The 21,115-nt window shown below is 52.2% G+C and carries 23 protein-coding genes and 1 tRNA gene; 3 read left to right on the top strand and 21 right to left on the bottom strand.

Annotation, left to right across the window (positions count from 1 at the left end):
- Nucleotides 1-13: 13 nt before the first annotated feature.
- The 8 genes from ACT9TW_RS09710 to proB all read right to left on the bottom strand — a co-directional run bounded on the left by ACT9TW_RS09710 (nt 14) and on the right by proB (nt 5,766).
- Entirely contained in the window at nt 14-448 is a 435-nt protein-coding gene (locus ACT9TW_RS09710) for a hypothetical protein (protein ID WP_045620578.1), read from the bottom strand.
- Nucleotides 448-645 (bottom strand): helix-turn-helix transcriptional regulator, encoded by a 198-nt coding sequence (locus ACT9TW_RS09705; protein WP_048241341.1) that lies wholly within the window; start codon nt 643-645, stop codon nt 448-450. Before ACT9TW_RS09705 ends, ACT9TW_RS09710 begins: the two co-directional genes overlap by 1 nt.
- A gap of 248 nt (nt 646-893) precedes the next feature.
- Nucleotides 894-1,352: a hypothetical protein gene (locus ACT9TW_RS09700; RefSeq protein ID WP_446492234.1), complete on the bottom strand. Its 459-nt coding sequence runs from the start codon at nt 1,350-1,352 to the stop codon at nt 894-896.
- A 17-nt stretch (nt 1,353-1,369) separates the two neighbouring features.
- Nucleotides 1,370-1,687 carry a hypothetical protein gene (locus ACT9TW_RS09695; RefSeq protein ID WP_126288662.1) on the bottom strand — a complete coding sequence of 106 codons (318 nt, stop codon included), beginning with the start codon at nt 1,685-1,687 and terminating at the stop codon, nt 1,370-1,372.
- A gap of 143 nt (nt 1,688-1,830) precedes the next feature.
- Nucleotides 1,831-3,045: a tyrosine-type recombinase/integrase gene (locus tag ACT9TW_RS09690; RefSeq protein ID WP_446492233.1), complete on the bottom strand. Its 1,215-nt coding sequence runs from the start codon at nt 3,043-3,045 to the stop codon at nt 1,831-1,833.
- 165 nt (nt 3,046-3,210) lie between these two features.
- A tRNA-Thr gene (locus ACT9TW_RS09685) sits at nt 3,211-3,286 on the bottom strand.
- Nucleotides 3,287-3,397: 111 nt separating this feature from the next.
- A complete protein-coding gene (gene proA, locus ACT9TW_RS09680) occupies nt 3,398-4,651 on the bottom strand; it encodes a glutamate-5-semialdehyde dehydrogenase (protein ID WP_257272846.1) in 1,254 nt (417 codons plus the stop codon).
- An 11-nt stretch (nt 4,652-4,662) separates the two neighbouring features.
- Nucleotides 4,663-5,766: a glutamate 5-kinase gene (gene proB / locus ACT9TW_RS09675; RefSeq protein ID WP_182059743.1), complete on the bottom strand. Its 1,104-nt coding sequence runs from the start codon at nt 5,764-5,766 to the stop codon at nt 4,663-4,665.
- Between the two features lie 303 nt (nt 5,767-6,069).
- On the opposite strand from proB, the gene phoE reads away from it, so the two are divergent.
- Nucleotides 6,070-7,122: a phosphoporin PhoE gene (gene phoE, locus ACT9TW_RS09670; protein WP_182059742.1), complete on the top strand. Its 1,053-nt coding sequence runs from the start codon at nt 6,070-6,072 to the stop codon at nt 7,120-7,122.
- 82 nt (nt 7,123-7,204) lie between these two features.
- On the opposite strand, the gene crl is transcribed toward phoE, so the two are convergent.
- The 3 genes from crl to gpt all read right to left on the bottom strand — a co-directional run bounded on the left by crl (nt 7,205) and on the right by gpt (nt 9,473).
- Nucleotides 7,205-7,606, bottom strand: a complete 402-nt coding sequence (crl, locus tag ACT9TW_RS09665; RefSeq protein WP_182059741.1) for a sigma factor-binding protein Crl — start codon at nt 7,604-7,606, stop codon at nt 7,205-7,207.
- Nucleotides 7,607-7,663: 57 nt separating this feature from the next.
- Nucleotides 7,664-8,908, bottom strand: coding sequence for an esterase FrsA (gene frsA / locus ACT9TW_RS09660; protein WP_446492232.1), 1,245 nt, complete (start codon nt 8,906-8,908; stop codon nt 7,664-7,666).
- A gap of 106 nt (nt 8,909-9,014) precedes the next feature.
- On the bottom strand, nt 9,015-9,473 hold the full coding sequence (gene gpt, locus ACT9TW_RS09655) for a xanthine phosphoribosyltransferase (protein ID WP_010427903.1): 459 nt from the start codon (nt 9,471-9,473) through the stop codon (nt 9,015-9,017).
- Nucleotides 9,474-9,733: 260 nt separating this feature from the next.
- Here gpt and pepD point away from each other — a divergent pair, with 260 nt between their 5' ends.
- Entirely contained in the window at nt 9,734-11,191 is a 1,458-nt protein-coding gene (gene pepD / locus ACT9TW_RS09650) for a cytosol nonspecific dipeptidase (RefSeq protein WP_446492231.1), read from the top strand.
- 78 nt (nt 11,192-11,269) lie between these two features.
- On the opposite strand, the gene dinB is transcribed toward pepD, so the two are convergent.
- The 8 genes from dinB to ACT9TW_RS09610 form a co-directional block, all read right to left on the bottom strand.
- Nucleotides 11,270-12,328 (bottom strand): DNA polymerase IV, encoded by a 1,059-nt coding sequence (dinB, locus tag ACT9TW_RS09645; protein ID WP_182059736.1) that lies wholly within the window; start codon nt 12,326-12,328, stop codon nt 11,270-11,272.
- A 109-nt stretch (nt 12,329-12,437) separates the two neighbouring features.
- Nucleotides 12,438-12,641, bottom strand: coding sequence for a (Na+)-NQR maturation NqrM (gene nqrM / locus ACT9TW_RS09640; RefSeq protein WP_446492230.1), 204 nt, complete (start codon nt 12,639-12,641; stop codon nt 12,438-12,440).
- Nucleotides 12,641-13,864 carry an NADH:ubiquinone reductase (Na(+)-transporting) subunit F gene (nqrF, locus tag ACT9TW_RS09635; RefSeq protein WP_446492229.1) on the bottom strand — a complete coding sequence of 408 codons (1,224 nt, stop codon included), beginning with the start codon at nt 13,862-13,864 and terminating at the stop codon, nt 12,641-12,643. The genes nqrM and nqrF overlap by 1 nt, the downstream gene beginning before the upstream one ends.
- Nucleotides 13,865-13,874: 10 nt before the next feature.
- Complete coding sequence (nqrE, locus tag ACT9TW_RS09630; RefSeq protein WP_182059724.1) at nt 13,875-14,471, bottom strand: NADH:ubiquinone reductase (Na(+)-transporting) subunit E; 597 nt, start codon at nt 14,469-14,471, stop codon at nt 13,875-13,877.
- A gap of 6 nt (nt 14,472-14,477) precedes the next feature.
- Complete coding sequence (locus ACT9TW_RS09625) at nt 14,478-15,116, bottom strand: NADH:ubiquinone reductase (Na(+)-transporting) subunit D (RefSeq protein WP_182059722.1); 639 nt, start codon at nt 15,114-15,116, stop codon at nt 14,478-14,480.
- Nucleotides 15,109-15,903: a Na(+)-translocating NADH-quinone reductase subunit C gene (locus tag ACT9TW_RS09620; protein WP_446492228.1), complete on the bottom strand. Its 795-nt coding sequence runs from the start codon at nt 15,901-15,903 to the stop codon at nt 15,109-15,111. The genes ACT9TW_RS09625 and ACT9TW_RS09620 overlap by 8 nt, the downstream gene beginning before the upstream one ends.
- Nucleotides 15,896-17,134: an NADH:ubiquinone reductase (Na(+)-transporting) subunit B gene (locus tag ACT9TW_RS09615; RefSeq protein WP_182059718.1), complete on the bottom strand. Its 1,239-nt coding sequence runs from the start codon at nt 17,132-17,134 to the stop codon at nt 15,896-15,898. The genes ACT9TW_RS09620 and ACT9TW_RS09615 overlap by 8 nt, the downstream gene beginning before the upstream one ends.
- A gap of 3 nt (nt 17,135-17,137) precedes the next feature.
- The gene (locus tag ACT9TW_RS09610; protein WP_446492227.1) at nt 17,138-18,481 is read right to left on the bottom strand and encodes a Na(+)-translocating NADH-quinone reductase subunit A; all 1,344 of its coding nucleotides are present in this window, start codon (nt 18,479-18,481) and stop codon (nt 17,138-17,140) included.
- 299 nt (nt 18,482-18,780) lie between these two features.
- Between ACT9TW_RS09610 and dpaA the strand changes: the two genes are divergently transcribed.
- Nucleotides 18,781-19,521, top strand: coding sequence for a peptidoglycan meso-diaminopimelic acid protein amidase (gene dpaA, locus ACT9TW_RS09605; RefSeq protein WP_446492226.1), 741 nt, complete (start codon nt 18,781-18,783; stop codon nt 19,519-19,521).
- Here dpaA and ACT9TW_RS09600 read toward each other — a convergent pair.
- Together ACT9TW_RS09600 and lpcA are read right to left on the bottom strand one after the other, a co-directional pair.
- Nucleotides 19,492-20,259, bottom strand: coding sequence for a class II glutamine amidotransferase (locus tag ACT9TW_RS09600; RefSeq protein WP_182059711.1), 768 nt, complete (start codon nt 20,257-20,259; stop codon nt 19,492-19,494). The two genes, dpaA and ACT9TW_RS09600, sit on opposite strands and share 30 nt — an antisense overlap.
- Before the next feature lie 46 nt (nt 20,260-20,305).
- Nucleotides 20,306-20,884, bottom strand: coding sequence for a D-sedoheptulose 7-phosphate isomerase (gene lpcA, locus ACT9TW_RS09595; protein ID WP_182059709.1), 579 nt, complete (start codon nt 20,882-20,884; stop codon nt 20,306-20,308).
- Nucleotides 20,885-21,115: the final 231 nt, after the last annotated feature.

The following is a 21,115-nucleotide window of genomic DNA, read 5'->3' as shown; positions in this document are numbered from 1 at the left end:
ATTTTCGGCTCCGTTATGCGGCGTTAAACGCGTCCGGGTAGAGGTTCAGAATGTCGGTAATATCCTGCTGAGATAGCCCGTGATGTTCATTAATGGCGGCATTATGGTTCACAAGTTGGATCACCTTGAGAACGTCGCCACGGCAGGAAAAGCGGTAGCGCAGGTGTGCGCCGATACCATCCGGGTTTTTCTCGTCGATACGCTCTAGTTGAATATCAAGCTGGCGCTCCAGTTCAGACGCATAATTACGCCCGGATGAAAGACGGCAGTAGCGCAGGATGTCATTTTCTGTCCATCCCTCTACGCCAGTGCGCAGCATATAGACGCGGGCGCGGTGTTTCTTTGGGGTACGCTTAGGTACTTGTACCGGGCTGGTGGTCGGCGTAATATCAGAAGTGCGAATATCTGAGTTAGCCGCCTGCTGTACTGGGCGGTTTTTCTTTTTCATTACGCCACCTCGCCACGTGACTCAGCGATGCGCTGATTAATCCACTCATCAATTTCACTTTCAATAAAAGCGATGGATCGGGAACCAATTTTAATTGCTGCGGGAAAACGTTTCTCGCTCATAAGACGGTATAACCACGCCTTACTATAGCCAGTGCGCTTTTGTACCTCGGCAAATCTAATTAATGACTGAGACATATTTACCTCGTAACGTCCATTGCGGTTTACGAGGTAAATAATGGCACGAAAAAACGTAGAAAAATCAAACCCTCAGGCATGAGGGCTTTTGGTTGGAAAGAACCCCTGAGGGCTTAGGGTATTTGGCAAACCTATTTGTGATTTTACCCTGAGGGTTAGTTCGGTATTAACCCTCAGGGTACACATAAAAATTAATTTTTACCCTTAGGGTAAGCTCGGTGTAGGTCAGCCCTAAGGGTTATAAGTACTCAACGCTTAATAGGGCAAGCCACCATTTCAATTGATTTCGCTTGGACATTAGAGAAACCCTTATCCTCCAATTCTTTCACGATTGCCGTTTGGTTTCCTCTGGTTTGCCTGTCGTTATCGGGGTCATAGTTTTTCCATTCTTGATTACGAATTTTAATCGCAAGGTAGAGAGGGTCATCTTCCCGGAACTTATTGATTAAAATAGGTCGTTCACTTTCTAATTTTCTAACTTGTTTTTTAAGTGTGTCAATTTCCATTTTCAGGATTTCAACGTCTGCTTCACTAAGTGGCTTACTCTCAACATCGCTCAGTTGTGTCGGCTTAACGTCCTCAAGAGGAATTGAGAGATCTAATCCAAGCTTATCTGCAAATTGTTTTAACTCAGAGCGCCTAAAGCCGTAAGAGTCAAAATGTGGTGCAGACCAATGATCTTTTACCGGTTGTCCCCATCCAGCCATACAATTTATCTCCTCACTTAGAAAGGAATGTCGTCGAAATCCATTGGTGGTTCGGGTGGTGGTGTGACTTCCGGCATGAATTTCTCTTCATGAATTACCTTGAGAAGCGTTTCAAGCTGAGTATCTTCATACCCACCATCAGTAGGCTCTATAGTAGATGCGATGCCCTGTTTAACCCATTCAGGTAGATTTCTGTTAGCATTTTCAATGTAGAGAAAGTTAGCTATATCACTTTCACTGACATGTGGCTGCTGTAACCTGATCCTCGTTATCAATTCCCTTAAACTAATGAACTCACTCTTACGAGCCTTGAGAACCTCAGCAATATCAAGCATAAACGTCACCTCACGCCCCTAATATAGCGGCTATGCCAGCCCGCAGAGGTGTACGGGTTTTCGGAGATCAGCCTAGACATAGCCTATTCTTTGTTCGTCTACAGAAGTCTACCCACATCTACTATTACTGTCTATTCATCCAGTCATAAGGATTGACCAAAATGCCCGTGAACCACGTTTTCACCATGCTCCAACACGTCCATATAGTCGGCATACCATTGAAGCATTTCCCGGCGGCCATCCAGATACTGAGCGTGGTTGTACGTACCGCGAATAGAGTTTTTATCGACGTGGGCGAGTTGAGCCTCAATCCAGGCGGTGTTATAGCCCTGTTCGTGGAGAATGGTGCTCATGGTGTGGCGGAAACCATGGCCTGTTACCTTACCGGTATATCCAATCCGCTTAAACACTTGGTTAATGCTGGCCTCACTCATAGTCTTCCATGGATCGTTACGCCCCGGAAACATAAGAGGATATTTACCAGTGATTGCACGAATGCGCGCAATGATGGATAGCGCCTGCTGGGATAAAGGGACTATATGTGGACGGCGCATCTTCATGCGTTCAGCGGGGATTTCCCATACTGCGACCTGATCATCGATTTCTTGCCAGGTTGCCCCGCGCAATTCTCCCGTTCTGAGGCCGGTAATGATGAGCAAACGCGCAGCCAATACCACCAGCTCACTACCTGAGTAGCGTGATAGCGCCTCAAAAAATGCGGGAAGCTCTGGCGTATTCAGGAAAGGATAGTGGTTGGATTCATGCCCCTGCATGGCACTAGTGAGATCTGGAGCGGGGTTATATTCAGCCCTGCCAGTAACGATGGCATAACGGAAAACCTCACCGCAACGCTGCCGCACTTTTTTGGCTTTTTCCGTAGCCCCTCTCCCCTCCATTCGACGAAGCACATTCAGCAGTTCAAGCGGCTTAATCTCTGCAATTGGCTTTTTACCAATGTAGGGGAACACGTCTTTTTTGAATGCTTCCATAATGTCGGAGGCATATCCGGGAGACCACTTCTTTAACTTACTCGAATGCCACTCTGTAGCGATGTCATGGAATGTGTTGTTTACCTGAGCTTCGCGTGTGGCCTTTTCTTCCCGCTTTGCTTCGTTAGGATCGATACCCCCAGCGATACCCCTTTTTGCCTCATCACGTTTAGAACGCGCGTCGGCCAGGGTAACGTCTGGATACACACCTAGAGCGAGAAGCTTCTCTTTCCCGGCCACCCGATACTTGAGTCTCCAGTATTTTGCGCCATTGGGATTAACGAGAAGATAAAGCCCACCACCGTCAGCAAGTTTATAGGGTTTATCCTTGGGCTTGGCAGTATCGACCTGGCGGGCGTTGAGCTTCATTTGGGGGTATCTCCATAAGACCAAACAGTATATACCCCCGAATGTACCCCCAATCATGTATAGATTTTGGGATATGCCAGTAGACAGCAAAATACTAAAGAGGGCTGTGTAACTAGAGTATACGGGGTTTTAGTAGGCTTGAGTAGACGTTAGAAGATGTTTGAATGGTGCCGATAATAGGAGTCGAACCTACGACCTTCGCATTACGAATGCGCTGCTCTACCAACTGAGCTATATCGGCCCTGAGAGGCCGGTTACGAGCGTAACCACGGGGCAAAAGAGTAGATCTAACAGGGTGGTGCGTCAATGGCCTTGCGAATCAAACGGCTATTTTTGCACCACCCATGCTTATTTACGCACGAATCGTATCATCACCGAAACCGATCCACTTGTAGGTGGTCAGCGCTTCGAGCCCCATCGGGCCGCGCGCGTGCAGCTTCTGGGTACTGACGGCAACTTCTGCCCCCAGGCCGAACTGGCCGCCATCGGTGAAACGGGTTGAAGCATTCACGTATACCGCAGATGAATCCACTTCGTTCACAAAACGATCGGCATTGCGCAGCGTGCGGGTCAGGATCGCGTCAGAGTGCTGCGTACCGTGTTCACGGATATGCGCAATGGCGTCATCAAGATCGGCCACCACCTTCACGTTCAGATCCAGCGACAGGAACTCATCGTCATACTGCTCTGCTTTTACCGGAACCACCGTCGCGGGGCCCTCTTTCAGCAACGCCAGAGCGTTAGCTTCGGCGTGCAGCGTTACGCCACTTTCAGCCATCTGCTTGCTTAGTGCAGGCAGGAAGGCATCCGCGATCCCCTGATGAACCAGCAGCGTTTCGACCGTGTTGCAGGTGCTTGGACGCTGCGTTTTCGCATTCACGATGATTTTCAGCGCCGGTTCAATTTCGGCGCTGTCATCCACAACGATATGACACACACCGATACCGCCGGTGATAACCGGGATCGTCGACTGCTCACGGCACAGTTTGTGCAGGCCCGCGCCACCGCGAGGGATCAGCATGTCGATGTATTTGTCCATACGCAGCATTTCATTCACCAGCGCGCGATCCGGGCTTTCGATGGCCTGAACAGCGCCTGCGGGTAAACCGCACTCTTCCAGCGCCTGCTGGATGACTTTTACCGTTGCCGCGTTGGTGCGCCAGGTCTCTTTTCCGCCACGCAGGATGGCCGCATTGCCGGTTTTCAGGCACAGAGAAGCCACATCAACGGTCACGTTCGGACGCGCTTCATAGATAACCCCGATAACGCCGAGCGGCACGCGGCGACGCTCAAGGCGTAAACCGCTGTCGAGCAGCCCGCCATCAATCACCTGCCCTACCGGGTCAGCCAGATTGCACACCTGACGTACATCGTCAGCGATGCCTTTCAGGCGTGCCGGCGTCAGCGCCAGGCGGTCAAGCATAGCTTCGCTCAGGCCGTTTTCACGGGCTTCAGCTAAATCTTGTTCGTTGGCACGCAGAATGTCAGCAGACTGCGATTCCAGATAATCAGCGATTTTTTCCAGCACGCGGTTTTTCTCGCGGCTGGAAAGGAGCGCCAGTTTGTAAGAGGCGGCTTTGGCGGCTGCGCCCATTTGTTCCAGCATGTTCAGGCTCCTTAACGAATAATCATGTCATCGCGATGCACGGCAACCGGGCCATATTCATAGCCCAGGATCGCATCGATCTGCTGGGAATGGTGCCCGGCGATACGGCGCAGCGCATCGCTGTTATAGCGACTGACACCGTGCGCGATGTCGCGACCTGCAAGGTTGCGGATACGAATCACTTCACCACGGGAGAAGTTACCTGTCACGCTTTTAATTCCTTTTGGAAGTAATGAACTCCCTCTTTCCAGAATTGCGGAGGTCGCCCCTTCATCCACGGTAATTTCACCTGCCGGAGGCGCGCCAAAAATCCAGCGCTTGCGGTTTTCCAGTGGCGATTCCTGCGCGTGGAAGCGCGTCCCTACGGAGAGGCCTTCCATCACATCGCCAATCACGCCAGGACGGCTGCCGGCCGCGATAACGGTGTCGATGCCCGCACGACATGCGACGTCCGCCGCTTGCAGTTTAGTCCCCATACCACCGGTACCAAGGCCAGACACGCTATCCCCGGCGATGGCACGCAGCGCATCATCAATACCGTGAACATCGGTTATCAGCTCAGCGTCTGGATTGTTGCGCGGGTCGGCGGTAAACAGCCCTTGCTGATCGGTCAGCAGCAGCAATTTATCCGCCCCAGCCAGAATGGCGGCCAGCGCAGAAAGGTTGTCGTTATCGCCCACTTTAATTTCAGCGGTCGCGACGGCGTCGTTTTCGTTAATGACGGGAACGATATTGTTGTCGAGTAACGCACGCAACGTATCGCGGGCGTTCAGGAAGCGTTCTCTGTCTTCCATATCCGCACGCGTCAGCAACATCTGGCCGACGTGAATACCATAAATAGAGAACAGTTGTTCCCAGAGTTGAATGAGTCGGCTTTGCCCCACGGCGGCCAGCAACTGCTTGGATGCTATCGTCGCGGGGAGTTCGGGGTAGCCCAGGTGTTCACGCCCGGCAGCAATTGCCCCGGAGGTCACAATCACAATTCGATGCCCTGCGGCATGTAACTGAGCGCACTGACGTACAAGCTCAACAATGTGGGCGCGATTTAGGCGGCGCGATCCGCCTGTTAAAACACTGGTACCGAGTTTTACCACCAGCGTCTGGCTGTCACTCATGATTCTCTGCCGTTCAACGATAAGGGAAAATGATGTCAAACGAACGTTGTAGCAGGACTCAGCCCCGTTGCCAACTGCCTTCGCACAATGCGGAACACTTTGTTGCGCGGGATCAGCAAGCGTAGCGGCAGATTTTGACATTTTTATTACTGAAATAATAAATCACAATTTTTTAAATTAATTCTCAAATTGTCATAAAACTTTAATTCCAGAACGTTAAAACCCTTTCTGTTTTTCACGGGGCAAGAACAGGCGTTCATTGCTCAGCGAATTTTAGCGCGTTTATAAAACTCAGGATTGAAAATGAAAAAGAGTATTCTGGCATTAGTGGTAATGGGCGTTGTGGCTTCCGCATCTGTACACGCAGCCGAAGTTTATAATAAAGATGGCAATAAACTGGACGTGTACGGCAAAGTCAAAGCCATGCACTATATCAGTGATGATGCCTCTAAAGATGGTGACCAGACTTACGTACGTTTCGGCTTCAAAGGTGAAACTCAGATTAACGATCAGCTGACCGGTTACGGTCGTTGGGAAGCTGAGTTTTCGGGTAACAAAGCAGAGAGCGATTCTTCACAGAAAACCCGTCTGGCATTTGCTGGTCTGAAACTGAAAAACTTCGGTTCCTTCGACTACGGTCGTAACCTGGGCGCACTGTACGACGTTGAAGCCTGGACCGATATGTTCCCTGAATTCGGCGGCGACTCTTCTGCTCAGACTGATAACTTCATGACCAAGCGTTCCAGCGGCCTGGCAACCTACCGCAACACCGACTTCTTCGGTGCGGTTGATGGCCTGGATGTGACCCTGCAATACCAGGGCAAAAACGAAAACCGTGACGCCAAAAAGCAGAACGGCGACGGTTTCGGTACTTCTGTGACGTATGACTTCGGTGGCAGCGACTTCGCCATCAGCGGCGCGTACACCAACTCTGACCGTACCAATGACCAGAACCTGCTGGCTCGTGGCCAGGGTGACAAAGCGGAAGCCTGGGCAACCGGACTGAAATATGACGCGAACAATATTTACCTGGCAACCATGTACTCCGAAACCCGCAACATGACTCCAATTTCCGGTGGTTTTGCGAATAAAGCGCAGAACTTCGAAGTGGTTGCGCAATACCAGTTTGATTTTGGTCTGCGTCCGTCCCTGGGCTATGTACAGTCTAAAGGCAAAGATATCGAAGGTATCGGCGACGAAGATCTCGTGAAATATATCGATTTGGGCGCGACCTATTATTTCAACAAAAATATGTCAGCGTTTGTTGATTATAAAATCAACCAACTCGATGACAATAACAAACTGGGTCTGAGCAACGACGACATCGTTGCACTGGGTATGACTTACCAGTTCTAATAATGTAGATATAAAAAAACCGGCTTATAGCCGGTTTTTTTATTGCCCTCACCTCACCCCGCAGGAAGAGGGAGAAGAACGGTTACGCTGTCAATTTTACCGCTTCGCTGGAAAAGTCATCCGCGGGTTCAAGCTTCAGATCCAGCGTCGCCAGCAACGCCCTTGCTTTACCGAGGTACTCTTTCAGGGTGTATTCCAGGCGATCGATCACTTCCTGATCTTTGATTGGCGCAGCTTGCCAGTTACCGTCTTTATTAAACAGACCAAACTGATAGCTGTAAGTGAAACGTTTTTCCTCAGCTTCCATTTCCATCCACCAGCCCCAGAACTCACGTTTTTCGGGTGCAGGCTTCACATTGACGCATACAGCCAGGCAATCGAAAAAAAAGCGATTCTCTTCACACTGCTCTTCTCGAATATACGGGCCAAGAGCCATGAACTTCTTAATCAGTCTACTTTTCGGGTGTCCACTCGGTAACGTCATTGCGATCTCCTTTTGTGAAGCCACTGTTTTACCAAACCATCAAAATTTAGCAATCTCTTAACACAATCTCTGCGTGATCCAGCGCGTAATCTCTTTTAGCGCTTTGTCAAAATTCTGATACACCGGGCTGAACGGTACCTCAAGCAGCTTGCCATCCGCAGATGACGAAGTGATTAAGCGCGACTCTTCTTCCGGGCTGAACGGATCGTTTTTCCAGTAACCGGACAGCATCGGCGTCGGACAACGTCGTCCCAACAAGCCCTGCATTTTTAATGAGTAACGATTCAGTTCAACACGCAGTGCATCATCAGATGCATCATGCATACCAAGTCGGCTTGCCAGTACGTCCAGATACATTTCCGGTACGCTTCCCTGGCGAGCAGGCTCACTTAAAAGCGCATGAACAACCGGGCCAAGACAGGCAACAGCTTTAAGACGAGAAGATTCAAGATAAGCCAGACGCACCGCGACGTTCGCGCCAAAGCGGAAACCAAAAGCGGCTACTCTGGTGTGGTCAACCCACGGGATATTTTCCAGCGCCTTTAACGCGTGCTGGTGCAACAGGCTCGAATCCTGGGTCAGTTTCCATTTAGAGGAAAAGCCAATAGACGGCATATCGAGCGTTAACATCGCGATCCCTTTTGGTGCAAAGTAGCGCTCAAAAAGGCTGTAGTTGTCAGTCTGAAGAGAATCCAGACCACCACACATTAATATGACCGGGAACGGACCTTCGCCATCAGGCATATGCAGGAATCCGGTCACGGGGGCGCCTCCCGGGATAGTGAACTCCAGTTCACGCATCCGGCCTGGCAAACGCTGGGCCGCTTCTTCATAAGCACGGTTTGCCAGCGCCTGCGCTTGTTCGGCCAGTTCGTCGCCTTTCAGATGAGGATAAGCAGCAATGCTGTAGAGATTAGCAGCATGGAGCCAGTGCTGGCCGCTCAGAGTGGCATCCTCTTCCTGGCTGGCCTTCTGTTGCCAGAGCATCGCCTGTTTGGCCCATTCGTAAATCCAGTTTCCGCCACGATAACCGACCACGGTATCATAGAGTTCGCTGTCAGTACGTTCGGCGTCACTCATCACGATACGCGCCTGCACGTCGAGGATTTCACGGGGATCGATTCCGCGCCAGATCCACATCAGGCGGTTAATCATGCGATACCAGTGAGGCACATTTTTGCCGTCTAACGCAGACTGTACTGACGGCATAGTCCCCTGGTTAAAACGGCGCACCAGCGTCGACGTTTCAGGGTGTTTAAAGCGGGGTTTGAATAGCGTTTCGCTAAGATTTGCCTGCGTCATTGCATTGCCTCCGTGAATACATCGTATAGAGACTATTGTAACTCGCCACAAGCTAAAAAAAACAACGCCCGGTATCACCGGGCGTTAAAATAATTTCGCGCAGGTATTAACGACCAGAGATAGGTGGAACGAAGACCACGCCCATATCCCACGGTTGCTCAATCCAGGTATCCTGAGGGATGTCAATCACGTAATCGTCAACCAGCGGACGGCCAGCAGGTTTCGCGAAGATAGTGACGAAGTGTGCTTTAGGGTACATTTCGCGGATCGCAACCGCAGTACCGCCGGTATCGACCAGATCGTCAATAACGATGAAGCCTTCACCGTCGCCTTCGGCGCGTTTCAGCACAGTCAGTTCACGCTGGTTGTCGTGATCATAGCTGGAGATACATACGGTATCGACATGACGAATACCCAGCTCACGTGCCAGCAATGCGCCCGGTACCAGACCACCACGGCTAACGGCAATAATGCCTTTCCACTGCTCGGAAGGCATCAGACGCGCAGCCAGTTTGCGTGCGTGAATCTGCAACATGTCCCAGGTGACGACGTATTTTTCGCTCATGTGAAGTGTCCCAGCCTGTTTGTATACGGCTTAAAAAGTGTTCAAGGGGGAAATAGGTTGCGCGAGATTATAGAGATCTGACGCGCTAAAAACCAGTGTTTAGCGCCCTGAGCCCGAGTTTTTACATGCTTTATGCTACCAGCAACCAGAGAAAGTGGTATTCTCAGTTGCATCTCGCAAGCCAGACTTGTGGTAACTATTAACCTGCTAACCCTGTGACCTGCATCAATGTTTGCAGAGCATCGACAAGGAGACTTATCGTGTCTGAACTGTCTCAATTATCTCCACAGCCGCTGTGGGATATTTTTGCCAAAATCTGTTCCATTCCGCACCCGTCCTATCATGAAGAACAGCTTGCCGAACATATTATTGGCTGGGCGAAGGAAAAAGGTCTGCACACTGAGCGCGATCAGGTTGGCAACATTCTGATCCGCAAAGCCGCAACCGCAGGCATGGAAAACCGTAAACCGGTTGTACTGCAAGCGCACCTGGACATGGTTCCACAGAAAAACAACGATACCGTTCACGATTTCACTAAAGATCCTATTCAGCCGTATATCGACGGCGACTGGGTAAAAGCGCGCGGCACCACGCTTGGCGCGGATAACGGTATTGGCATGGCATCAGCCCTGGCGGTACTGGCAGACAACAGCGTTGAGCACGGCCCACTGGAAGTACTGCTGACCATGACCGAAGAAGCCGGTATGGACGGGGCTTTCGGCCTGCAAGCAAACTGGCTGCAAGCGGATATCCTGATCAACACCGACTCAGAAGAAGAAGGCGAGATCTACATGGGTTGCGCAGGCGGGATCGATTTCATCACTACGCTGCCACTGTCCCGTGAAGCGATCCCTGCTGGTTTCCAGACCTTCAAGCTGACGCTGAAAGGCCTGAAAGGGGGTCACTCTGGTGGCGATATTCACTTAGGCCTGGGTAACGCCAACAAACTGCTGGCGCGCTTCCTGGCAGGCCACGCGGCTGAACTGGACCTGCGTCTGGTTGATTTCAACGGCGGTACGCTGCGTAACGCAATCCCGCGTGAAGCATTTACCACTGTTGCAGTGCCAGCGGCAAAAGCAAACGAGCTGAAAAAACTCTCCAGCGTTTATCTGGATATCCTGAAAAATGAACTGTCTGCAAAAGAAAAAAACCTGACTGTGGTTCTGGAATCGGTATCGACAGATAAAGCCGCTCTGACTGCACAGTCTCGCGACAACTTTATCCAGTTGCTAAATGCCTCGCCAAACGGTGTTATTCGCAACTCTGACGTCGCAAAAGGCGTTGTGGAAACTTCTCTGAACGTTGGCGTCGTGACCATGAGCGACGACAGCGCAGAAATCATCTGCCTGATCCGTTCACTTATCGACAGCGGTAAAGAGTACGTTGTCAGTATGCTGGAATCTCTGGGCAAACTGGCTGGCGCGTCAACGTCCGCTAAAGGTAGCTACCCAGGCTGGCAGCCGGATGCAAGCTCACCGGTAATGGCTCTGGTGCGTGAAACTTACCAGCGTCTGTTCAACAGCACCCCGAACATTCAGGTGATCCACGCGGGTCTGGAATGTGGCCTGTTCAAAAAGCCGTATCCGGATATGGATATGGTGTCCATCGGGCCAACCATCACCGGGCCACACTCCCCGGATGAGCAGGTTCATATCGAAAGCGTGGGCCACTACTGGACCCTGCTGACTGAACTGCTGAAAGCGATTCCTGCGAAGTAAAACCCCCACCCCAGCCCTCTCCCGCAGGGAGAGGGTGAAAAACACAGGCCCGGTAAGCGGTAGCGCCACCGGGCTTTTTTACAATCCCAATACCAGCTGTCGCTCAAGCTGCGGATCCAGCAGCGTGACGTGTAATCCCACCAGCCGAACCCCTCTTCCACCCCGTCGTTCTTCCCAGGCCTTTTTTGCCGTCGCGATAAGATCGTCTTTATTCAGGCGCGGCCAGACGTGCTCCTGGGTGGTTTGCTGAAAATCATTGAACTTGAGTTTGATCCCCTGGCGGGCAATCAGAAGGTCTGGTTTCACCCTGGCAAGGCGTCTTTCCAGCTCCGGGTAAAGTTGCCCGGTAATAATGGCCTCGCATTCAGCCCAGTCATGAATATCTTCAATCAGCGTACGCTCTACGCCAACGGATTTACGCAGCCGCTCGTTATTCACGCTCCGCTCGTCAATGCCCTGGCTGCGCTCCCACAGAACACGGCCAAACTTCCCGAAACGCTTGAGCAGCATCACGAGATCGCTGCGCTGCACATCTTCGCAGGTACGCAGCCCCATACTTTCAAGCTTCGCGGCTGAGACTTTCCCGACACCGGGTATTTTTCCAAGCGGTAACGTTTTTAAAAAAGCCGGAACGTCATCCGGGGTGATGACGTACTGGCCATTCGGTTTATTCAAATCTGAAGCGATTTTTGCAAGGAACTTCACCGGCGCAACGCCTGCCGATGCTGTTAGGTTCAGCTCACGGGCAATAGTCTGGCGGATCTCCTGTGCCATCAGCGTGGCAGAGCCGTGGCAATGGACGCTGTCAGTGACATCCAGATAGGCCTCATCAAGCGAAAGCGGTTCAATCAGCGACGTGTAACGGGAGAAAATGTCCCGGATATGAACGGAGGCTTCTTTGTAGGCTTCAAACCGGCCCGGCAGAAGGGTGAGGTGCGGGCAGAGTTTCAACGCCATCGCCGTCGGCATGGCGCTGCGCACGCCAAATTTGCGCGCTGGGTAATTGGCAGTGCTGATCACTCCACGCTGGACGCGGCTACCGCCAATGGCGATAGGGATATCCCGCAGCGCCGGGTTGTCACGCATCTCCACTGCGGCAAAAAAACAGTCCATATCCACATGGATTATTTTGCGCATAGTAAGCCCTCACTTATCACTGGATAAGTATACAGTAAATTTATGAGGATTGAGAAGTGGATGTGGAAAACGCCGGGTGGCGACTTCGCCATACCCGGCCTACAAAACCTTAAATAATGCGTTGCTGTTCGCGGGCCATTCTTTTTTTCCGCGCGTCGCACGGCTCCGGGCAATCGCAGACTTTTTCCATCCCCAAAGAAGAGATACCGCCGCAACTGCCCTGTATGCTTTTACGCCTGATGATCCAGCCTAACGACATGCCGAATACCACCAGCAAAAAGACCAAAAAGGTTGCCAGAAACGTCAACATCATCAGCCTCCAAAGTCATCCAGCATGATGTTCTCATCTTCCACACCCAGATCTTTGAGCATCTTAATGACGGCCGCATTCATCATTGGCGGGCCACACATGTAGAATTCACAATCTTCCGGTGCTGCGTGCTGCTTCAGGTAGTGCTCATAGAGAACGTTGTGGATGAAGCCCGTATAACCTGTCCAGTTATCTTCCGGCTGCGGGTCAGACAGCGCCACATGGAAGGTAAAGTTAGGATTTTCACGCGCCAGTTGTTCGAATTCATCGTCATAGAACATTTCGCGCAGCGAGCGGGCCCCGTACCAGAAGCTTATTTTTCGTTGACTGCCGAGCCGTTTAAGCTGGTCGAAAATATGCGAACGCATCGGCGCCATCCCTGCTCCGCCGCCGATAAACACCATTTCAGCATCCGTCTCTTTAGCGAAGAATTCGCCAAACGGGCCCGAGATCGTGACTTTATCACCTGCTTTCAGTGACCAGATATAAGACGACATCACGCCCGGTGGTGCATCCGGCACAGCCGGTGGTGGCGTGGCGATACGCACGTTAAGCATAATGATGCCCTTCTCTTCCGGGTAGTTAGCCATAGAGTAGGCACGTAACGTTGGCTCATTGACCTCTGACGCAAAGCGGAAGAGATTAAATTTATCCCAGTCGGCGCGGTATTCGTCCGGCACGTCAAAATCGGCGTAAGCAACGGTGTGCTCCGGGCACTCAATCTGGATATATCCGCCTGCGCGGAAGGGCACATCTTCCCCATCAGGCACGCACAGTTTCAGCTCTTTAATAAAAGTGGCTTTGTTATCGTTAGAGATAACCTCGCACTCCCATTTTTTGATGCCGAAGATCTCTTCCGGCAGCTCAATTTTCATGTTCTGGCGCACCGCAACCTGGCAGGCCAGGCGGCAACCGTCTTTCGCCTCACGTTTCGTGATGTGCGCCAGTTCAGTTGGCAAAATGTCGCCACCGCCCTCTTTCACCGTCACACGACATTGCCCACAGGAACCCCCGCCGCCACAGGCCGAGGAGACAAATATCCCGTTACCCGAAAGCGTGTTAAGCAGTTTGTCGCCCGCCGGAGTGCGGATCTGGTTCTGCGGCTCACCATTAATATCAATAATGACGTCCCCGGCGTTCACAAGCTTAGAACGCGCAGCCAGTATCAGCCCAGACAGTACCAGTACAATGAGCGTGAACATCGCCACGCCAAGAATAATTTCCATATCTAAGCCCTCAGAGCTGCACGCCGGAGAAGGACATAAAGCCCAGCGCCATTAGCCCGGTGGTGATAAAGGTGATCCCTAAGCCTCGCAACCCTGCGGGCACGTTGGCATATTTCATTTTTTCCCGGATCCCCGCCATAGTGACAATCGCCAGCATCCAGCCAATACCGGAGCCAAAGCCGTAAACGATGGATTCACTGAAGTTGTAATCACGCTGGACCATAAACGACACGCCGCCGAAGATGGCGCAGTTCACCGCGATCAGCGGCAGGAAGATCCCCAGCGCGTTATAAAGCGACGGGAAATATTTATCGAGGATCATCTCAAGTATTTGTACCAGCGCCGCAATCACACCGATAAAGGTGATGAAGTTAAGGAAACTCAGATCGACTCCCTCAACCAGCGCGCCATCACGCAGGACAAAGTTGTACACCAGATTATTAATCGGTACAGATAATCCGAGCACCACGGTGACCGCCACACCCAGACCAAATGCCGTTGATACCTTTTTGGACACTGCGAGGAACGTACACATGCCCAGGAAAAACGCGAGCGCCATGTTTTCAACAAACACCGCGCGCACAAACAAACTCAGGTAATGAGACATTGTCGGTTACTCCTTTTCCTGCTGTTCTGGTTTCAGGGTACGAATCAGCCAGATCAGCAAACCGATAATGAAAAATGCACTTGGGGCCAGCAGGAACAGCCCGTTAGGCAGATACCAGCCGCCATGTTGCACCGTGTCCAGCACAGTGATACCGAACAGCTTACCGCTGCCGATTAACTCACGCAGGAAACCCACCGTCAGGAGAATGACCCCATATCCCAGGCCGTTGCCGATACCGTCCATAAAGCTCGCCAGCGGCGGCATCTTCATGGCGTAGGCTTCTGCGCGCCCCATCACAATACAGTTGGTGATGATCAAACCAACAAATACCGAGAGCTGTTTTGAGGTTTCATAGGCAAAAGCGCGCAACAGCTGATCGACGACGATCACCAGTGACGCGATAATCGCCATCTGCACGATGATCCTCACGCTGTTCGGAATGTGGTGGCGGATCATGGAGATAAACATGCTGGAAAATGCAGTCACCAGCGTCACCGCGACGGTCATCACCAGCGCAGTTTCCAGCTTGGTAGTCACCGCCAGTGCAGAACAGACGCCAAGCACCTGCAACGTAATCGGGTTATTGGCTAAAAGCGGGCCAACGAGTACCTTTTTAACTTCTTTCAATTCACCCGCATCAGCCATTGTTCAGCGCTCCTTCACGTACATTTTTCAGGAAGGGGCCAAAACCCAGCTCCCCCATCCAGAAGTCAAAACTGTGCTGCACGCCGTTGGACGTGAGTGTTGCCCCGGAAAGCCCGTCCACAGCGAACTCATCACCTGGACGCGCCGCCCCTTTCATCACTCTCAGCGCGGGTAATCCGTCATCGTCGAGCACTTTTTTACCGATAAACTGCGCCCGCCAGTTAGGGTTCTCGATTTCACCGCCGAGCCCCGGCGTTTCACCCTGGTCATAGTAGGTAATGCCTTTCACCGTGCGACCGTCTGTATCTAACGCAACAAAGGCATACATCATTGACCACAGGCCGTTGCCGTAGATCGGCAGCACCATCTCCTGCACGCGTTTTTTCTCGTCGCGTACCAGATAGATCTCCGCAAGATTGCTGCGTCGCTTAATGCCGGCCGGATCTTGAGATGCTTCCAGCACAATGCTCATCTGCGGATCTTTCAGTGCCTGAGCCTGATTATATTTCGCTGGGTCGCGGTCCAGCAGCTCACCTGTTTTGAGATCCACCAGCCGGGACGAAATGCGTTCGGCAAAGATTTTTGCCACATCATCCGCGCTCATCCCGTCCTGCATAAGCCCGGCAACCGCCAGAATGTTGCGCTGTTTGTCCAGTGCGCGCTGCTCCTGCTGAAGAGGTTTTAAACCCACGGCAGAGCCCGCCACCACAATGGAACACACCAGGCAGAGCACCAGCACCACCAGCAGCGTTTTGCCGGTGCTGTCGTTATTTTTGATATCAGCCACGCGCCTTCCTCCGCTTAATGTTGGCGCGTACCACCAGATAATCGAATAGCGGCGCAAACAAGTTGGCAAACAAAATGGCCAACATCATCCCTTCCGGATACGCCGGGTTGACCACGCGAATCAATACACACATCACGCCGATAAGCGCGCCGTAGCACCATTTCCCTTTGTCGGTGAATGAGGCCGAAACAGGGTCAGTTGCCATAAACATCATGCCAAAAGCAAAGCCCCCCAGAACCAGATGCCAGTACCAGGGCATAGAGAACATGGGGTTGGTGGCAGAGCCGATAACATTAAACAGCGTGGCGGTGAGCACCATACCCAGCATCACACCCGCGACAATGCGCCAGGAGGCCACTCGCCCGAACAGAATGATGGCCCCGCCAAGCAAAATCATCAGCGTAGAGACTTCACCAATCGACCCGGGGAGATTGCCGATAAAGGCATCAAACCAGGTGACGGGTTGCCCCGTGGCGTTATTCACCAGCGTTTCACCGCCGTGAGCCGCCCACTGCGAAAGCGGGGTCGCGCCGGAAAAGCCATCTGCCGCCGTCCAGACCAGGTCGCCAGAGATTTGAGCCGGATAGGCAAAAAACAGGAATGCACGCCCTGCCAGTGCCGGGTTGAGGAAGTTTCGCCCGGTTCCGCCGAAGATCTCTTTTGCAATCACCACCCCGAAGCTGATGCCAAGCGCAGCCTGCCACAGAGGTAAGGTTGGCGGCACAATCAGGGCAAACAGAATAGAGGTGACAAAGAAACCTTCGTTGATTTCATGTTTGCGAATAATGGCGAACAGGACTTCCCAGAACCCGCCAACGATAAAGACCGTGAGGTAAATCGGCAGGAAGAAAACCGCCCCCAGCGTCATCATGCTTATCCAGCTGGCATCAGCGGCAAAGCTCACGCCAAGCAGTTGAGCCAGACGATAATGCCAGTCTGACTGAATTATCTGTGCCAACTGCGGCGCATCATACAGATGGTGCAGCGCCGGGATGGTTTGCAGGCCGACGTTGTACATGCCCCAGAACATGGCTGGAAAAACGGCGAGCCAGACCAGGATCATCATCCTTTTAAGATCAATGGCATCACGAACGTGCGTGGCGCCTTTCGTGACTAGCCCTGGCGTGTAGAAAACGGTCGCGGTTGCTTCAAACAGCGGGTAGTACTTTTCCAGTTTGCCGCCCTGTAAGAAGTGCGGCTCCATTTTTTCGAAGAGGTGTTTTAAGCCCATCAGTTATCCTTCCTGCTCAATGCGGGTTAACACCTCGCGCAATACGGGTCCGTATTCGTATTTCCCTGGGCAAACATAGGTGCAAAGCGCCAGGTCTTCTTCATCCAGCTCCAGGCAGCCGAGCGCCTGCGCGCCATCGCTGTCACCGGCCAGCAGATCGCGTAGCAACAGGGTTGGCAGGATATCGAGCGGCATCACACGCTCGTAGTTGCCAATTGGCACCATTGCGCGCTCACCGCCGTGAGTGCTGGTTGAGAAGTTAAAAAGCTTGTGGCGCAGGAAGTGTCCAAGCGTGGTGCGGGTAACAGAGAATTTATCCGCACCGGGTAGCACCCAGCCAAACAGTTCTTTCTCGCGCCCTTCCTGCACAATGCTGACCTGTAAGTGAAAACGCCCCAGATATGCCTGCGCACCAGCAGCCTGCCTGCCGCTGAGCACCGAACCGGAGATCAGACGGTTTTCACCCTCTTTTGTTTCACCCGACATCAGTTCAGAGATATCCGCCCCCAGCAACGTGCGCACCAGACGCGGGTTCACAGCCTGCGGCCCACCGATGGCGATCACCCGTTCAGAACACAATTCGCCCTCAGTAAAGAGCTTACCGATAGCAATCACATCCTGATAATTAAGATGCCAGACCTGCTTCGTCAGGCTGACGGGTTCAAGAAAATGAATGTGCGTTCCGGCAAGGCCTGCCGGATGCGGGCCAGCAAATTCATTAAAGGTAACCTGACCTTGCGGATGGCCACCAAGCTTGCCGCCACTGCCCTGGCAGATGTGGACTTTCCCGGCCGTCAGCCGTGTCAGCAGGGCAAGCCCGGCATCAAACGCTTTACGCTGTGCAAAGATAAGAGGCTGCGGGTCTGCGCTGAGCGGGTTGGTATCAATAGCCGTGACGAAGATGGCGGCCGGTACTGAGCCGGGCACCGGGGATTTGCTGAACGGCCGCGTGCGAAATGCAGTCCACAGGCCGGATTCCAGCAGTTGCGTCTGCACAACTTCGCGCTTCAGGGTGGGGAAATCGGCGACGTCAAAACGTGCAAACTCGCGCTGTTCGTTACCTTCAATACGGATAACAACCGACTGCAATACGCGGCGTTCGCCACGGTTGATTGCCACAACGGTGCCACTGGCAGGTGCAGTGAACTTCACGCCCGGATTTTTTTTATCTTCGAAGAGCGCCTGTCCTTTGATGACCCGTTCCCCTTCCTGCACCAGCATCGAGGGGCGCATTCCGACATAATCTGCGCCCAACACGGCGACATGGTGAATATTAGGGGCTTGTGATACGTGCTGTTCTGGCACGCCAGCGATCGGGAGATCAAGTCCTTTTCTGATTCTAAACATGTGGTTAGCAAGTATCCATGAACAACAATCCAGAGGGGCTGAAGTGTACCATTTTCACCCTTTCAGGGGCAGCGGAACTGCCGAAGCGCGCGCCAAAATGCGAGCTATTACGCAAAGTTCCTAACGCCAGCGCGGGCAGGATGGGTTATAAGGTAAAACTATTTTGTAAACTCGCTCGTTCACGCTTGCGAAAAACTACAGCGGTGCTAATGTGAGCGCTCCTAACCAGAATAATCTGATTTCGGGTATCTTTTGCCGTCCTGGCAATTTGGTCTTAGTTTTATCAAGGAACTAGTAGTATGCGTAAAATCGCATTGTTCATTGCGATGCTTCTGATTCCGTGCGTGTCATTTGCCGGGCTGCTCAGCAGCAACAGCTCCACCACGCCGATCAGCAAAGAATATAAACAGCAGTTAATGGGATCACCGGTTTATATTCAAATCTTCAAGGAAGAACGCACACTCGACCTGTTTGTGAAAATGGGTGAGACATACCAGCTGCTCGACAGTTACAAGATTTGTAATTACTCCGGTGGTCTGGGGCCAAAACAGCGTCAGGGCGATTTTAAAAGCCCGGAAGGGTTTTATAACGTTCAGCGTAGCCAGTTAAAACCTGACAGCCGCTTCTATAAAGCCATTAATATCGGCTTCCCGAATGCCTATGACCGTGCTCACGGTTACGAAGGTAAATACCTGATGATCCACGGTGCCTGCGTGTCTATCGGCTGTTATGCGATGACCGATACCAGCATTGATGAGATTTTCCAGTTTGTCACCGGCGCGTTAGTCTTCGGTCAGTCAAGCGTACAGATAAGCATTTATCCGTTCCGCATGACCGATGCCAACATGAAGCGTCACCAGTACTCCTACTACTCGGATTTCTGGAAACAGCTGAAACCAGGCTTTGACTACTTCGAGCAGACGCATAAGCCGCCTGTCATTTCGGTTGTGGATGGCCGCTATGTGGTCAGTAAACCTCTGAGCCACGAAGTCGTCCAGCCACAACTGGCATCAAACTACTCGGTCCCCGAGGCAAAATAGTACCCACTCGCCTGGCATAATCTTTTGCCAGGTTTCGTTGCCCGTCAGCGGTTGCGTGGCAATGACAGTGACCACATCGTTCGGTGTGGTCTCCTTCTGAAAGTCTATCTCCACATCCTGATCGAGTAGCGTCGCAACGCCAAACGGTGCGCGGCGGGTGATCCAGAACAGATTCGTCGAGCAGAACGCCATCACGTAGCGCCCGTCAGAGAGCAGCATATTGAACACGCCTTTTTCACGTAGTTCAGAGGCCAGCGTCGCGATGTATTTAAACACAGCAGTCATGTTGCCTGGGGTACGCGGGTAGCGCTCCGTCAGCTTGTGCAGCAGCCAGCAGAAGGCTTTTTCACTGTCGGTTTCCCCTACCGGGCGGAAGTTACCGGTTTCCAGCGATTTATAGCCAGAAAGCTGCCCGTTGTGCGCGTAAGTCCAGTTACGGCCCCACAGTTCACGGGTGAAGGGATGGGTATTTTCCAGCGCCACTTCACCGCGATTCGCCTGGCGGATATGCGCGATAACCGAGCAAGACTTTATCGGATAGTCCTGCACCAGTTTGGCAATTGGTGAATTAAAGCTGGGTTGCGGATCTTTGAACGTGCGACAGCCTTTGCCTTCGTAGAAGGTAATGCCCCAGCCGTCTTTATGCGGCCCGGTTCCCCCACCGCGCTGAACCAGCCCGGTGAAACTAAAGCAGATATCGGTTGGCACATTGGCGCTCATCCCGAGCAGTTCGCACATACATCACCTCCACAACAGCGGGGGCATTCATGCCCCCAGCGAAGTCTTACTTGATCATTTCTTTTTCGATCAACTGAATCAGGATATGAATCACTTTGATGTGAATTTCCTGAATGCGATCGGCATAACCGAAGTGCGGAACACGGATTTCGATATCCGCAGTACCCGCCATCTTACCGCCATCTTTACCGGTCAGGGTGATGACTTTCATGCCTTTTTCACGCGCAGCAGCAATCGCTTTGATCACGTTACCAGAGTTACCGGAAGTGGAAATGCCCAGCAGAACATCACCTTCACGGCCTACCGCTTCGACGTAACGCGAGAAGACATAGTCGTAACCAAAATCGTTACTCACGCAGGAAATGTGGCTAACGTCAGAAATCGCAATCGCCGGATACCCTGGGCGGTTTTCACGATAACGTCCGGTCAGCTCTTCCGCGAAGTGCATTGCGTCGCAGTGAGAGCCACCATTACCGCAGGAGAGCACTTTACCACCGGCTTTGAAGCTGTCGGCCAGCAGGACCGCCGCGCGCTGAATAGCGTGAATATTGGCATCATCTTTCAGAAAGTTGGCCAGCGTTTCCGCCGCTTCGTTCAGTTCGTTACGAATAAGATCCTGGTACATGAGGATAATCCTTCAGTATTGATGAAATAACACAGTGGAGTGTACCGGATAGCGATAAAAGCGAGAAGCTAAAGCCTTGCGATTCGTCCGGCGTTTTGATTTTTCGTGCCTGCCAAAACATGAACAATGTGAACCAGGTTGTAATTATTTTGTGAACGTATTGCTAAAAGAAATAACATCCACTACAACCATATCATCACAAGTGGTCAGACCTCCTACAAGCAAGGGAGC

The organism is Enterobacter sp. C4G1 (assembly GCF_052886895.1).
The sequence above is the reverse complement of the archived record's forward strand: the minus strand, read 5'-3'. Positions and strand labels throughout refer to the sequence as shown.

Bases quoted from the DNA above. Each gene is read 5' to 3' on its own strand.
- ACT9TW_RS09710 (WP_045620578.1), bottom strand. From the start codon at position 448: ATGAAAAAGAAAAACCGCCCAGTACAGCAGGCGGCTAACTCAGATATT.
- ACT9TW_RS09705 (WP_048241341.1), bottom strand. From the start codon at position 645: ATGTCTCAGTCATTAATTAGATTTGCCGAGGTACAAAAGCGCACTGGC.
- ACT9TW_RS09700 (WP_446492234.1), bottom strand. From the start codon at position 1,352: ATGGCTGGATGGGGACAACCGGTAAAAGATCATTGGTCTGCACCACAT.
- ACT9TW_RS09695 (WP_126288662.1), bottom strand. From the start codon at position 1,687: ATGCTTGATATTGCTGAGGTTCTCAAGGCTCGTAAGAGTGAGTTCATT.
- ACT9TW_RS09690 (WP_446492233.1), bottom strand. From the start codon at position 3,045: ATGAAGCTCAACGCCCGCCAGGTCGATACTGCCAAGCCCAAGGATAAA.
- proA (WP_257272846.1), bottom strand. From the start codon at position 4,651: ATGCTGGAACAAATGGGCGCAGCCGCCAAAGCCGCCTCTTACAAACTG.
- proB (WP_182059743.1), bottom strand. From the start codon at position 5,766: ATGAGTGACAGCCAGACGCTGGTGGTAAAACTCGGTACCAGTGTTTTA.
- phoE (WP_182059742.1), top strand. From the start codon at position 6,070: ATGAAAAAGAGTATTCTGGCATTAGTGGTAATGGGCGTTGTGGCTTCC.
- crl (WP_182059741.1), bottom strand. From the start codon at position 7,606: ATGACGTTACCGAGTGGACACCCGAAAAGTAGACTGATTAAGAAGTTC.
- frsA (WP_446492232.1), bottom strand. From the start codon at position 8,908: ATGACGCAGGCAAATCTTAGCGAAACGCTATTCAAACCCCGCTTTAAA.
- gpt (WP_010427903.1), bottom strand. From the start codon at position 9,473: ATGAGCGAAAAATACGTCGTCACCTGGGACATGTTGCAGATTCACGCA.
- dinB (WP_182059736.1), bottom strand. From the start codon at position 12,328: ATGCGCAAAATAATCCATGTGGATATGGACTGTTTTTTTGCCGCAGTG.
- nqrM (WP_446492230.1), bottom strand. From the start codon at position 12,641: ATGATGTTGACGTTTCTGGCAACCTTTTTGGTCTTTTTGCTGGTGGTA.
- nqrF (WP_446492229.1), bottom strand. From the start codon at position 13,864: ATGGAAATTATTCTTGGCGTGGCGATGTTCACGCTCATTGTACTGGTA.
- nqrE (WP_182059724.1), bottom strand. From the start codon at position 14,471: ATGTCTCATTACCTGAGTTTGTTTGTGCGCGCGGTGTTTGTTGAAAAC.
- ACT9TW_RS09625 (WP_182059722.1), bottom strand. From the start codon at position 15,116: ATGGCTGATGCGGGTGAATTGAAAGAAGTTAAAAAGGTACTCGTTGGC.
- ACT9TW_RS09615 (WP_182059718.1), bottom strand. From the start codon at position 17,134: ATGGGCTTAAAACACCTCTTCGAAAAAATGGAGCCGCACTTCTTACAG.
- ACT9TW_RS09610 (WP_446492227.1), bottom strand. From the start codon at position 18,481: ATGTTTAGAATCAGAAAAGGACTTGATCTCCCGATCGCTGGCGTGCCA.
- dpaA (WP_446492226.1), top strand. From the start codon at position 18,781: ATGCGTAAAATCGCATTGTTCATTGCGATGCTTCTGATTCCGTGCGTG.
- ACT9TW_RS09600 (WP_182059711.1), bottom strand. From the start codon at position 20,259: ATGTGCGAACTGCTCGGGATGAGCGCCAATGTGCCAACCGATATCTGC.
- lpcA (WP_182059709.1), bottom strand. From the start codon at position 20,884: ATGTACCAGGATCTTATTCGTAACGAACTGAACGAAGCGGCGGAAACG.